Genomic DNA, 13,083 nt, shown 5'->3' with positions numbered 1-13,083 from the left:
CGCCTACTTCTGCACTGGGGCCCACTCCGGGCCGGTCTCGCCCAGCTCCGGATCCAGCTTCGCAATCAGCGGCTGCGGCTTATCCAGCGCGGTGCCCGGGGTGACCTCCACGCGGCCCCACATTGCCTGCTGCTGGGTGTAGTCGCCGGTGATCGTGAGGTACGTCTGCCCCTTCTCCGGCAGGCCGACGCCGACGAGGTTGTAGTCGGCGTCATCGACAATCTCCTCGATGCGCGGCTCCGCAGCCCATACGCCGTCGCGGCCGAGGGTCTCGTGGACCTTCTGCGCGGTGTGCGGGAGGAACGGGGTGAGCATGGCGTTGCAGTCGGAGACCACCTGCAGCGCAGTCCACAGCACTGTGGCGAGACGCTCGCGCTGCGATTCGTCCTTGGCCAGCTTCCACGGCTCTTGCTCCGCGATGTAGGCGTTCGCCTCGCCGACGACGTGCATGATCTTCGTGATCGCGTTCTTAAACCGCGCCTTGCGCAGCTCCTCGCCCGCGGTGGTGAAGGTCTCTTCCGCCAGATTCAGAATGCGCTCGTCGGACGCCTCGAGCGGGCCCGGCGCCGGCACCTGGCCGAAGTTCTTGTGCGCCATGGACACCGTGCGGTTGACCAGGTTGCCCCACCCGTTAGCCAGCTCGTTGTTCACGCGACGAACGAACTCGTCCCAGGTGAAGTCAGTGTCGTTGTTCTCCGGGCCAGCCACCGCAATGAAGTAACGCAGCGGGTCCGCACCAAACTCCTTCAAAAAATCCTTGACGTAGATGACCACGCCCTTCGACGACGAGAACTTCGAGCCCGACATGGTGAGGAACTCCGAGGACACAACCTCCGTCGGCAGGTTCAGCTCACCGTATTCATGCAGTTCGCCGCCCTTAGCACCCTTGCCCGCGTAGCCGAGGAGTTCCGCCGGCCAGATCTGGGAGTGGAACGTGATGTTGTCCTTGCCCATGAAGTAGTAGCCCTCGGTGTCCGGGTTCTGCCAGAACTCCTTCCACGCGTCCGGGTTGCCGGTGTTGTGGGCCCACTCGATCGACGCAGACAGGTACCCGACCACCGCGTCGAACCAGACGTAGAGCTTCTTCGACGGGTTGTCCTGCCAGTCAGCAACCGGAATCGGGATGCCCCAGTCGATGTCGCGGGTCATCGCGCGCGGGCGCATGTCCTCGAGCAGATTCAGGGAGAACTTGAGCACGTTCGGGCGCCAATCCTCGCGGGTGGACAGCCACTTCTCCAGCGCGTCGTGCAGCGCCGGCAGGTCGAGCATGTAGTGTTCGGTCTCCACAAACTCCGGCGTCTCGCCGTTGATCTTGGACACCGGGTTGATCAGATCCGCCGGGTCCAACTGGTTGCCGCAGGTGTCGCACTGGTCGCCGCGGGCGTCGGTGGCGCCGCAGATCGGGCAGGTGCCCTCAATGTAGCGGTCCGGCAGGGTGCGGCCCGTCGACGGGGAGATCGCGCCCTTGGTGGTCTCCTTGACCATGTAGCCGTTGTCGTTGAGGCCCCGGAAGAGCTCCTGGACCACCGCGTAGTGGTTGCGCGTGGTAGTGCGGGTGAACAGATCGTAGGACAGGCCGAGCCCGGCGAGGTCCTCCACAATCTGCTTGTTGTAGCGGTCCGCCAACTCCTTGACGGTCACGCCTTCCTTGTCCGCCTGCACGAGCAGCGGCGTGCCGTGCTCGTCGGTGCCGGAGACCATCAGCACGTTCTTGCCGGACATTCGCTGGTAGCGGGCAAACACGTCGGACGGCACGCCGAATCCTGCGACGTGACCGATGTGGCGCGGGCCGTTAGCGTAAGGCCAGGCCACGCAAACAAGAACGTTTTGAGTGGTGTCTGCAGCAGTCATGGCACCAAGCATAAGTTATGGCCCCGCCAAGCATTGCACTGCTTGGCGGGGCCAGTCGTCGATAAGCACTCGCGCACTCATCGAAGTTCAGGGTGTCTACTTAGAACGCGACTTGAAGATGCCCTTGACCTGCGCCTTGCGCTCTTCCAGCTGCTGCTGGTCGCGGTACATGCGGCGCTCGATGGCCAGCTGACGGTTGAAGCGCTCCTGCTCCTTCTTATCCAGGTAGATGGAGTCGTTCGACATGTCCTTGACAATCGCGAACATCAGCGCGATGAGGATGAACAGGAACGGCGTCGCCGCCACGATGGTGACGGACTGCAGCGAATTCAGCGCGTCCGAGCCACCCGAGACCAGTAGCGTCAGGCCCACAAACGCGGTAGCCAAGCCCCACATCGCGGCGAGCCACGGCTTTGCCTCGGTCTTGCCGGACTGGGTCATCGACGCCATCACAGTCGACGCGGAGTCCGCCGAGGTGATGAAGAAGGTGCCCAGCAGCAGCAGAGCAAACACACCCACGACGTAGCCGCCCGGCATGGAGTGCAGCAGGTTGAACAGTTGCTCCTCGTTGGAGCCGCCGCCGACGATGGACTCGCCGTTTTGCTCCATCTTGATGGCGGTGCCGCCGAAGATGGCGAACCAGACGGTGGACAGGCCGGCCGGAACCAGCATCACGCCGAGGCAGAATTCACGCACGGTGCGACCGCGCGAGATACGTGCCAGGAACGTGCCGACGAACGGCGACCAGGAGATCCACCATGCCCAGTAGAAGATGGTCCAGCCGGAGAGGAACTCGCCGGCCTCACCGTCCTGGCTCTCGGCGGTGCGCGCGGCCATTTCGAAGAAGTTCTGCAGGTAGTTGCCCACTGCGGTCGGCAGCATGTTCAGCTGCGCAACCGTCGGGCCGAAGACGAACACGAAGATCGCCAGCACAGCGGCGATGACCATGTTTGCGTTGGACAGCCACTGAATGCCCTTGGACACACCCGACATCGCAGACAGCAGGAATGCGAGGGTGAGCACGGAAACGATGCCGATGGTCAGCTTCGTTGACGGGTTATCCACAAAGCCGGAGGCCTCGAGACCCGAGGAAATCTGCAGCGCGCCCAGCCCCAGGGAGCAGGCGGTGCCGAAGATGGTGGCGAACACGGCAAAGGCGTCGATGATCTTGCCCGGCCACCCCTTGGCGGCCTTCTCGCCCATCAGCGGGATAAACGCGCTGGACAGCAGCTGCTTGCGGCCGAGGCGGAACGTCGAGTAAGCGATCGCCAGACCGATAATGGCGTAAACCGCCCACGGGTGCAGCGTCCAGTGGAACATCGTCTGCGCCATCGCAGCGCCAACCTCGTGTTCGCCGTGGCCCGGCACGCCGTCGTTGTACATCGCCAGCGGCTCGGAAGCGCCGTAGAACATCAAACCGATGCCCATGCCGGCGGCGAACATCATGGCGATCCACGACGTGGTCTTAAACTCCGGGCGCTCGTCTGCAGTGCCGAGACGGATGGTGCCGAAGCCGGACAGGGAGATCGCCAGAACGAACACCACAAACACGGTGCCGCCGAGGACGAAGGCCCAGCCCAAGTTGTCGATGACCCAACCGAACGCCGTGTCGGCGAAGTTGGAGAAGTTATCCGGGGCGGCCAGGCCCCAGGTCACGATGGCCGCGACGATGATCGCCAGCGGCGCCACGATGCCCCAGTTCACCGGCGCGTCTTCGGAGTCGGCCTCGCGCTCGATGGAATCTTCTGGGTCGGTGTATTCGGGTTGCGTGCCGTCGTGGTCGGCGCGCAGCAGCGCAGCCAATTGGCCGGCTGCAGACGCTTCTTCTGTCTTAATCGGATCCGTGCTCCGCGGCTCCGCATCGGGATCGTGTGGATCCCTTTGGGGGTCACGCTGAGACATACAATCTCTCCTCGCATTTTCTCAGGTTATTAATAGGGCGCAAGCAGGCTAACCTACATCACACCATTGCGCTAACCCGAGCGAGGTCAGTTGCGCGCGTCAAGCGCGGCGTCGTAGAGGTCCCCCACCTTCACGCCATGGGCCTTAGCCACCTGCTTTGCGGCGTCTTTCATGCGCTCGCCCGTATCGACGAGCGCGAGCACCCGCTCCACTAAATCTTCCGGCTCCGGCTGCTCCGGCTCCCCGCCTTCGATGACCAGGGTGATCTCCCCGCGCACGCCGTCAGCCGCCCACTCGGCGAGTTCTGCAAGCGAGCCGCGCTTGACCTCTTCATAGGTTTTGGTCAGCTCCCGGCACACGGCGGCGCGGCGGTCGGGGCCGAGCACGTCGGCGGCGTCGGCAAGCAATTGCGCGATGCGGTGCGGGGATTCAAAGCAGCACACGGCGCGGCGCTCGTCGACAAGCGATTGCAGCCACGCGCGGCGCGCGCCGGACTTGCGGGGCACGAAGCCGTCGAAGATGAAGTGGCCGACGTTCAGCCCCGATAGGGCGAGTGCGGTGGTCACCGCGGACGGGCCGGGGATGCAGGTCACGGGGATCCCGGCGTCGTGGGCGGCGGCGACAATCGAGTGGCCGGGGTCGGAGACGATCGGCATGCCGGCGTCAGTGACCACGAGCACGGTGCCGGTGCGGGCGGCGTCTAAAAGCTCGCGCGAGCGGTGCTCCTCGTTGTGGTCGAAGTTGGACACCACCTTCCCGGTGATCTCCACGCCGAGGGCTGCGGCGAGCGCGCGCGTGCGACGGGTGTCCTCGGCGGCGACGAAGTCGGCCCGCTCAAGCGCTTCAACGAGCCGCGGCGACGCGTCGGCGATGTTTCCCAACGGTGTCGCCGCGAGCACAACTCCGGTTGCGGGGATCTGCGTTTCAGAAACGTGCTCGTCGGACATAAGACTGAAGCATACGCGTCAGGCGCTAGAATCACGCTCCGTGACCACTATCGCGAGCACTTCCAGCGCCCAACCGGCGCCAGACGAACACGGCACGACACGCAGCCTCCGCCCGGGCCGCCCAGCGCCTCAAGCACCCGTGACGGTGCCGTGGAGCCAACGCGACACCATCGCGGCCAGTGTCATCGGCGTTCTCGCGCTGCTCACCCGTTTTCTCGGGCTGACGCAGCCGACGAGCTCCGACACCCCGGTCTTCGACGAGAAGCACTACGTCCCGCAGGGCTGGGACATGGTGGAGAGCTCCTTTAACCCGGTGCTCGGCGGCATCGAGTCCAACCCCGGCTACGGCCTGGTTGTGCACCCGCCGCTGGGTAAGCAGCTGCTCGCCATGGGCGAGACGATCTTCGGCTACACGCCGCTGGGTTGGCGCATCATGACAGCGCTGTTCGGCACTGCGGTCATCGTGTTCGTGTTCCTCATCGCCCGCCGCGTGAGCCAGTCGACCTCCATCGGCGTCATCGCGGGCATCATCGCGCTTTTCGACGGTGTCCTGCTCGTGGCCGCCAAGTTCGGCATGCTGGACATCTTCCAGGTGCTGTTCATCGTCATCGCCGCCTGGACACTCGCCGGCGACATGCGCCAGGTACACCACCGCTGGCACGACGCCTGGCTGGCCGGCAAACTCGACGGCACCGGCCCGTACGGCCCGAAGATGGGCTTCCGCTGGTGGCGCTTCGCCACCGGCGTGGCACTCGGCCTCGCACTGTCCGTGAAGTGGTCGGGCCTGTACTACATCATGTTCTTCGGACTGCTGTCCTCGTTCTGGGATCTCTTCCTGCGCCGCCGCTACGGCGTGGAAAAGCCGGTCGCGGGCACCTTGCTGCGCGATGTACCGGCCGCGTTAGCCTCCATCGTGCTCATCCCGGCGCTGCTCTACATCTGGTCCTGGCGCGCCTGGTTCGCCTCGGAGACCTCCGTGTACCGCCATTCGCTTGCCGACGGCACCATCGCCGGCTCCGACTGGCCCTGGCTGGAACACCTGCCGGATTCTGTCGCCGGCTGGCTGTACTACCACTTCTCTGTGCTGGACTTCCACGCGTCGCTGACGTCGTCGTCAGGCCACTCGCACCCGTGGGACTCCAAGCCGTGGGCCTGGCTCGTCTCCGCCCGCCCGATCCTATACTACTCGGCTACTGACCTGGAGTGCCAGGTGGCACCGGGCGACGGTACCTGCCGCGAGATGATCTACATGTTCGGCACCCCGGCTATTTGGTGGCTCACCGTGCCGGTGCTGCTGTGGGCGGGCTGGGTCTGGCTGACCCGCAAGGACTTCCGCGTCATCGTTCCGGTGATTGCCTTCGCCGCCGGGTTCCTGCCGTGGCTGGCCGCGTTCGACCGCCAGATGTACTTCTTCTACGCCACCGCTCTCGTGCCGTTTACGGCCGTGCTGCTCGCACTTGCCGTGGGCAATGTGGCAAAGAAGGGCGGGGCTGTGACGTGGAGTTGGGTAAACAAGCTCGCCGGCTTTGAGATGCGCTGGGGCCAACTCGCTGCCGTGGTCTACATTGCGCTGGTGGTAGCCAGCTTTTTCTACTGGTCGCCCATCTTCTACGGCCTGCGCATCCCGGATTCTTACTACGAATCCCTGATGTGGCTGCCGAGCTGGAAGTAGTCACTGCGGGTTCGCGCCGAGCACCCGCCACGCGCGACGCGCTTCCCCACCCCGGTCCGCGATCCACGTCCACACCAGCGCGATAACGCTGGCAAATGGGATGAACACCGCCACCGGCTCGAACTGGCCGGTCGCGAGCACCGCGTCGCGCACGGCGAACCCGACCGTGAACGTGAACATCGTGCCAACGATGAGCAGCACGCCAGGGATCTGACGAGGCTTCCACGCCGTAAATGCCAGCGCGAGCGCCACGCCGAGGCGCACCGATGCGCTGGAGGCCACCACCGGCTCTTCCCCGCCGGCGACGATGAGGCTAACCGCCCACAGCACCCACAGCACCACCATCACAAGCAGGAGTATGCGCCCGACGGCAAGCCCCAGGGCGCGTCGGTGCGACAGCCGGCGCCACTCGTCGTCGACGCTGGCCAAGATCACGGCGGACAGGTCCTGCGGCGGGTCCAGAGCGGGACGTTCGGTTCCACCGAATTCCTGCGACAGCGCCAACGCCTGATCCAAAAATGCGCGGCACTCGGCGCAGTTGGACACGTGGGCGTCGACGATGGCGTCGTCTAAGCCGGCAGGTTCGCCGTCGATACGCGCCGACAGCGCCGCCTGTACTTCTTCGTGGCTAACCACGCGTGAGCACCCCGTCCAGGCTGGCGCGGCCGGTACCGAAGACGATGATGATAAACAGCGCCGCCGCGAGGACAAGCACGTACTCCACGCCGCCCTGATCCACAAAGAACCCGTTGTCCAAGTGCACGAAGTAGAACGCTGCCAGCATGAGCAGCGCAAGCACAGACGCGGCGATGGTGGTCAACAGCCCCACCGCCAAAAACGCCCCGCCGATCAGTTCCGCGGTGCCGGTCAGGTACGCCGACAGCTGCGGCTGCGGCACCCCTAATGTGGCGAAGTCGCGTCCGGTCTGCGCCATGCCGGTGTCGAACCAGTGCTGGTAGCCGTGGGCCACGAACACGGCCCCGAGGACGAGGCGCAACACGAGCAGCGCAAAGTCGCGTACGGCGGGCCTATTCATGCCAATGAGCGTACCCGTGGAACCGAACGGGGTAGAAACGAGTCCAATACCTATGAGCGAAAACACGATGCCCAACACCGAGACCCCAAGCACCACCGACCACATCCCAGATACCGCCGGCTGGCCCGTCACAGGCGACGACGGCCGCGCCCGCCCGCCGTGGGCCGCCACCGACCCCCTCCTGCGCGACTACTACGACACCGAGTGGGGCAACCCCGTACGCGACGAGCGCGGCATGTTCGAGCGGGTCTGCCTCGAAGGCTTCCAGGTGGGCCTGTCCTGGCGGCTGATCCTGCAAAAGCGCGAGGCTTTCCGCGACGCGTTCGCCGGCTTCGACCCCGAGGCGGTCGCCGAGATGAACATCGAGCACTTGCTTGACGACGAAACCCTGATCCGCAACCGCCGCAAACTCCAAGCCGCGGTGACCAACGCGCAGGCCACACTCGCGTTGCGGGACGAAGGCACGCATTTAGGCGAATTCATCTGGTCGTATCAGCCGGACACCACCCCTGCCCCGCACACTATGGCAGAGGTGCCGACGCGCTCCGCGGAGTCGGAGCAGTTGGCCAAGGATTTGAAGAAGCGCGGGTTCACCTTCGTCGGGCCGGTGACGATGTACGCGCTGATGGAATCCACCGGCATCGTGGACACAAACCTTGTGGGCACATGGAAGCGCGGCAGCTCCGGGGTGTGGGCCTAGTCGTCGTCCATATCGGCGAAGGCGTCCTCGACGGAGTCGTGCTCCTCGCGGGAAGCCTCCCAGACTTCCTTCGCGGCGGACAGGTTCACAATTGCTATGATCGCGCCGACGACGATGTCGAACCACGCGGTGGACCACACGAAGGTGAGCAGACCCGCGACGATGATGAGGACGTTCGCCAGTGCGTCGTTACGCGCCGCGAGCCATGCGCCGGTGGCGAGCGACGAGCCGCCGTCGCGCAGGCGCAGCAAAATCACTGCACAGATGAGGTTGACCACCAGCGCGCCGACGGCGACACCGGTCAGCCCCTCCGGTGACGGCGGCTCCGGGTTCATGATCTTCACGACCACGGTGACAATCGCCGCGATCGCCGGGATGAGGATCAGGCCCGCGAGCACGCTTCCGGCGGCGCGGCGGCGCGCCAATGGACAGCGCGGCGATGAACTCGACGAAGAAGTACGCGAGGTTGAGCAGCGCGACGATGAGCACCGCGCGACGGATCTGTTGAGCGGACGCTTTGATTACACCCTTCTCATAGCGAAACCCCCGCGCGATCTCGTCATCGTGCGGGGTACTGAGTGGAGCTAAGGGGAATCGAACCCCTGACCTTCGCATTGCGAACGCGACGCTCTACCAACTGAGCTATAGCCCCTCGGGCGGTTTCCAACGTTACTCCTGCGAGTCCCGCTGGCTAAATCGCCTGTTCAGATGGTGTTAGCTGGCGCGCTGGTTGAAGCGGTCGCGGTAGTCGTAGCGCGGTGCGTCCGGCTCTGGCTCGGGCTCGGTGTAGCGGGTAACCGGCAGGGTTTCGAAGTCGGGGCTTTCGTCGTCAAGCTCGAGCACCACGGAGTTGGAGTGGCGGCGCGCATCGCGTGCGTGGTCGCTCTCTCCGGTCGCCACGCCCATGCGGGCGCGGCGCAGCTGGCGCAGACGGCGCTGGTGCAGCGCGCGCTCCTTGAGCACGGTGCTGCGCAGCGCGATCATGTACCAAGCGGTCAGTCCGAGCGCGACGATGTTAAGCGCCCACGTCCAGCCGCCAGCGACGAACGCGACGACGAAGGTGACTGCGCAGGCGGCAATGAGGCCGAGCAGGGTGCGCTGGCGGCGCTGGAAGCGGGTCGCGGATGCGGCCTTTTCTCGCTGCGGGTCGTACCCGCCGCGGCCACGGCGGGCCGCCGCGAAGGCGAGGTCGTCCTCGTCCGCCTCGACAACCTCTGCGGCTGCTGTCTGTTCCTCGGCGCCGTCTTCAGGCTCGGCTTCTGCTTCAGCGTCGTCGGCGACGGTCTCCTCTACCTCAGCATCGGCCTCTGCGCCGGTTTCTGCGTCGTAACCGAAATCGGCCGGGGAGGTGTAGGACTCGTCCATGTCGTAGTGGGCGTCCTCGTCGTCGTTCGACGATTCGTCGGCTGCGGACACCGAGATTGCAGTGGAGCCGCCGGCCTCCGCGGCGATCACCTTGGTGGAACCGGCCTGCGCGTCCTCGCCGGCGGCCTCGTCGGTTTCTTCGGTGTTGTCGTCAGCCTCGTGCTCGATTACTTCACCGTCAACGGTGGTGTCGTCCTCGGCGGTATCGTCGACGTCGTCGCGGCGGGCGGGTTTGAAGATGCGCAGGTCAGGTGCGTCGTCGATAAGCACCTGCTCATCGTCCGCGACGGCCTCGACCACCTCGTAATCGTCGTCCTCGTTGTGACGGTGGACGTCTGCCTTGGTCAACTTCGGACGGCGGCGCATGGCCATCGGCGCGTTGCCGCCCTGGTGCAGCACACGAGTTTCTTCGTAACCCTCGCCAGAGCGGCGGATGGGCTTGTTGTTGCCCACAGCCAGCGGTGCGAGCACGATGACCCACACGATGAGGATCGACACGATAATCAAGCTCGGGCTGCCCATCAAAGACCTTTCCGCAAACGACTTACACCCTAAGTTTCTTCACGCAACGGTATCGGCATGCGCACCGGACTCCGGGGTGGCGCGCCGTGGCCGGGGCAAATCAATTCACGCGGCCAGTAGTCCGCAGGCGGTGCACGGCGGTGGCCGGGTAGTCGTCGACGTTCAACGCGACGAGGTGGTGGTCGCGCCATGCCCCGTTGATGTGCAGGTTGCGGCGCAAGAACCCTTCACGAGTAAACCCGTTGGCCTCGAGCACCTTGCCGGACGCCGGGTTGTTCGGCAGGAACGTCGCGGTCACCCGGTGCAGGCCGACGCGCCCGAACGCGTGGTCCACGCCGAGCGCGCACGCCGCCGTCGCCACCCCGCGGCCCATGAACGGCGAGTGGACCCAGTAGCCGATCCAGCACTCCGAGACGATGCCGTGCTGGATGTTGCCCAAGGTCACCTGCCCGGCGAACGCGCCGTCGACTTCGATGACCAGCGGCACGACTGTGCCTTGTCCTGCCAGCCGCTTCAGGTTGAGCCACGTGTTGCGCCACGCGGCGTGGCTGTGGGCGTCCTCCCATGTGCCGTCCACTGTCGGCTCGACGGGCGCGAGCCATTGCTTATCGACGATCCGCGTCTCCGACCAGTCAGCCCCGTCCGACCCCTTCAGCGGGCGCAGGTGCAGCCGGCTGCCGTCGACAAGTGTGACGTACGGGGTTTCTTCAGGCCAGCCCGGCGTCGGCGGGCGGAACATGGACAACACGGCTAGCTGCGCTGGCGCATGAACTCGACCGCCACCTCGTCGCCCGGGCGCACCTGTACCGCCCCCTCGGGCAGGTGGATCATGGCGTTCGCCTCGGCGAATCCCGCGAGCAGGTGCGTCGGGCCTGCCTCGAGCACACTCAACGGCTCGACGAGGTACTCCCCCGATTCGCTGTCGCGCATGAGGCGGGCGCGGATGTAGCCGCGGCGGCCCTCGATCGATTCAATCTGGCGCAGCGACCGGGCGCGCACCGTCTGGCGTTTCGTCGTCGGCGCGCCGAAGGAGCGGCGGATCAACGGCCGCACAATCATCTCCGCAATGACCAGTGCGCTCACGGGGTTGGACGGGAGGAGGAAGACCGGGATGCGTTCGTCGCCAAGCACGCCAAAACCCTGCACCGAGCCTGGGTGCATGGCCACGCGCGTGGTGTCGATCTCGCCGGACTCACGCAAGATGTCCTGGATCGCTGCCGCACCCGAGCCGCCGACGGCACCGGTGATGATGATGCACTCGGATTTGTCCACGTAACCGGCGATGGTTTCGCGCATGCGACGCGGCTCGGCGTTGATGATGCCGGCACGCTGCACCTCCGCCCCCGCCTCCTCGGCTGCGGCGGCGACCGCGTAGGAGGCGATGTCGAAGACCTGACCCAATCCCGGGTCGCGTTCGAGGTCGACGAGTTCAAGGCCGTAGCTCATCACGGTCACGCGCGGGCGCGGGTAGACGAGCACCTTGTCGCGCCCGGCAGCCGCGGCCAGACCAATTTGCGCAGGCCCGAAAACGGTGCCCTGGCGCACAGCTACGTCGCCGGGCTGAATGTCGTCGCCGGGTTTGCGCACGAAATCGCCGGTGCGCACGGGACGCTGCGGGGTGACGCGCTTCCTGCCACGGTCGGTCCACTCGAGGGGCAAGACAGCGTCGGCAAGCGTTGGCAGCGGCGCACCCGTGGCCACGCGCACCGCCTGGCGCGGCTGGAGACGCAGAGGTTTCTGCGAGCCAGCGGGCACCTCGCCGACGACCGGCAGGGCGCGGTCCGGCGCAGGTTGCGGCGCGCGCGTTTCTTCCGCGTCGTCCTCGTCGGGTTCCGGCGCGCGCCTGCGCAGGCCAGCGGTGCCACCGACGTCTACGGCGCGCACCGCGAACCCGTCCACGGCGGCCTGAGCGAAGCCGGGCACCTGCTTGGTGGCCACGATCTCCTCGGCACAGCGCAGGCCCAACGCGTCGGTGAGCGCAACGCGGATCGGCTCCGGTGCGACTGCCGTGTCGATCACCGTCTGAAGCTGCTCCTCAACGCTGCGCATGGGTGTGGACCGCCTTTAATTCTCGTTGATCAGTTCGGGGTGTTCTGCTTCAAAGTCGGCGATGATCTTCTTCAACGCCGGGTACAACGCCGGACCGTACTTCTCATCGTGCAGACCGAAATCCACATTCGCCGGAATATAACCGCCCGGGTTACCCAAATCGTGGCGCTTGCCCTCATGCACCACCACATGCACCGGATGGCCCTCAGAAATCATCAACTCAATCGCATCCGTGAGCTGCAACTCCCCACCCTTGCCCGGCTCAATACGACGCAGCGCGTCAAAAATACCGCGGTCCAGCAAATACCGCCCCGTTGCCACCAGCGTCGACGGCGCATCCTCCACAGCAGGCTTTTCCACCATGCCGCGCACCTGCAACACATCAAAACCGTCAAACGAGGCGTCCGCATCCACCACGTCGAACACGCCGTAGTTCGACACCTCATCGCGCGAGACGTTAAACGCGCACAGCACCGACCCACCGAGACGCTCACGCACCTGCACCATCTTGTCCATCACACCCGCCGGCAACACAAGATCGTCCGGCAGCATGACCGCCACGGCATCTTCGTCGCTGCCAAGCGCCTGCTCCGCGCACCCCACCGCGTGGCCCAAACCAAGCGGCTCGTCCTGGGTCACCGCCACAGCCTCAATGAGCTCGCCTGCGCGGGCAACCTTATCGGCCTGCTCCTTTTTGCCGCGGCGGTTCATGATCTTTTGCAGCTCCTCGAACTCACCGAAGTGCCGCATGATCTCTTCCTTATTCGGCGCGACCACCACCGCAAGACGCTGCGCACCGCAAGCGGCAGCCTCCTCCGCGATCAACTCGATGCCCGGGGTATCCACCACCGGCAACAACTCCTTGGGCACCGTCTTCGTCGCAGGCAAAAAGCGCGTCCCCATACCCGCCGCCGGCACAACAACCGTCTTCACAGACGCGCTTGCCGACGTGCCCTGGGCCGCCGCAGTGTGGTCAGTAGAATTCCGCATAAGTCATGAGCATAACCCCCATCCCCGCCCGATCCCGCTAGCGACCCAA

Annotated in this window: 12 protein-coding genes and 1 tRNA gene; 2 read left to right on the top strand and 11 right to left on the bottom strand. The window is 65.5% G+C overall.

Going from position 1 to position 13,083, the window contains the following annotated elements:
* Window positions 1–3: 3 nt before the first annotated feature.
* From metG to rsmI, 3 genes are all read right to left on the bottom strand, one after another.
* Window positions 4–1,863, bottom strand: a complete 1,860-nt coding sequence (gene metG / locus IAU68_RS03270; RefSeq protein WP_171194500.1) for a methionine--tRNA ligase — start codon at window positions 1,861–1,863, stop codon at window positions 4–6.
* Window positions 1,864–1,947: 84 nt separating this feature from the next.
* The gene (locus IAU68_RS03265) at window positions 1,948–3,753 is read right to left on the bottom strand and encodes a BCCT family transporter (RefSeq protein ID WP_171194501.1); all 1,806 of its coding nucleotides are present in this window, start codon (window positions 3,751–3,753) and stop codon (window positions 1,948–1,950) included.
* A gap of 86 nt (window positions 3,754–3,839) precedes the next feature.
* Entirely contained in the window at window positions 3,840–4,700 is an 861-nt protein-coding gene (rsmI, locus tag IAU68_RS03260; RefSeq protein ID WP_171194502.1) for a 16S rRNA (cytidine(1402)-2'-O)-methyltransferase, read from the bottom strand.
* A gap of 40 nt (window positions 4,701–4,740) precedes the next feature.
* On the opposite strand from rsmI, the gene IAU68_RS03255 reads away from it, so the two are divergent.
* On the top strand, window positions 4,741–6,372 hold the full coding sequence (locus IAU68_RS03255; protein WP_407928720.1) for a dolichyl-phosphate-mannose--protein mannosyltransferase: 1,632 nt from the start codon (window positions 4,741–4,743) through the stop codon (window positions 6,370–6,372).
* Here the strand turns inward: IAU68_RS03255 and IAU68_RS03250 are convergent, their stop codons facing one another.
* Together IAU68_RS03250 and IAU68_RS03245 are read right to left on the bottom strand one after the other, a co-directional pair.
* A complete protein-coding gene (locus IAU68_RS03250; protein WP_171194504.1) occupies window positions 6,373–7,008 on the bottom strand; it encodes a zf-HC2 domain-containing protein in 636 nt (211 codons plus the stop codon).
* Window positions 7,001–7,408, bottom strand: a complete 408-nt coding sequence (locus IAU68_RS03245) for a DoxX family protein (protein WP_171194505.1) — start codon at window positions 7,406–7,408, stop codon at window positions 7,001–7,003. The genes IAU68_RS03250 and IAU68_RS03245 overlap by 8 nt, the downstream gene beginning before the upstream one ends.
* Before the next feature lie 67 nt (window positions 7,409–7,475).
* Here IAU68_RS03245 and IAU68_RS03240 point away from each other — a divergent pair, with 67 nt between their 5' ends.
* The gene (locus IAU68_RS03240) at window positions 7,476–8,108 is read left to right on the top strand and encodes a DNA-3-methyladenine glycosylase I (protein WP_171194550.1); all 633 of its coding nucleotides are present in this window, start codon (window positions 7,476–7,478) and stop codon (window positions 8,106–8,108) included.
* Here IAU68_RS03240 and IAU68_RS03235 read toward each other — a convergent pair.
* The 6 genes from IAU68_RS03235 to IAU68_RS03210 all read right to left on the bottom strand — a co-directional run bounded on the left by IAU68_RS03235 (window position 8,105) and on the right by IAU68_RS03210 (window position 13,034).
* Window positions 8,105–8,533 carry a cation transporter gene (locus tag IAU68_RS03235; protein ID WP_231699080.1) on the bottom strand — a complete coding sequence of 143 codons (429 nt, stop codon included), beginning with the start codon at window positions 8,531–8,533 and terminating at the stop codon, window positions 8,105–8,107. The genes IAU68_RS03240 and IAU68_RS03235 overlap by 4 nt on opposite strands.
* Window positions 8,534–8,687: 154 nt before the next feature.
* Window positions 8,688–8,760 (bottom strand) — tRNA-Ala (locus IAU68_RS03230).
* Between the two features lie 62 nt (window positions 8,761–8,822).
* The gene (gene sepX, locus IAU68_RS03225; protein ID WP_171194506.1) at window positions 8,823–9,995 is read right to left on the bottom strand and encodes a divisome protein SepX/GlpR; all 1,173 of its coding nucleotides are present in this window, start codon (window positions 9,993–9,995) and stop codon (window positions 8,823–8,825) included.
* Between the two features lie 100 nt (window positions 9,996–10,095).
* A complete protein-coding gene (locus IAU68_RS03220) occupies window positions 10,096–10,734 on the bottom strand; it encodes a GNAT family N-acetyltransferase (RefSeq protein ID WP_171194507.1) in 639 nt (212 codons plus the stop codon).
* A gap of 11 nt (window positions 10,735–10,745) precedes the next feature.
* The gene (gene glp, locus IAU68_RS03215; protein WP_171194508.1) at window positions 10,746–12,044 is read right to left on the bottom strand and encodes a molybdotransferase-like divisome protein Glp; all 1,299 of its coding nucleotides are present in this window, start codon (window positions 12,042–12,044) and stop codon (window positions 10,746–10,748) included.
* A gap of 15 nt (window positions 12,045–12,059) precedes the next feature.
* Window positions 12,060–13,034, bottom strand: a complete 975-nt coding sequence (locus IAU68_RS03210; protein WP_171194509.1) for a UTP--glucose-1-phosphate uridylyltransferase — start codon at window positions 13,032–13,034, stop codon at window positions 12,060–12,062.
* Window positions 13,035–13,083 lie beyond the last annotated feature (49 nt).

The sequence above is a fragment of the Corynebacterium lujinxingii genome, from assembly GCF_014490555.1.
Taxonomy (GTDB): Bacteria; Actinomycetota; Actinomycetes; order Mycobacteriales; family Mycobacteriaceae; genus Corynebacterium; species Corynebacterium lujinxingii.
This window is presented reverse-complemented; position numbering and strand designations above follow the sequence as displayed.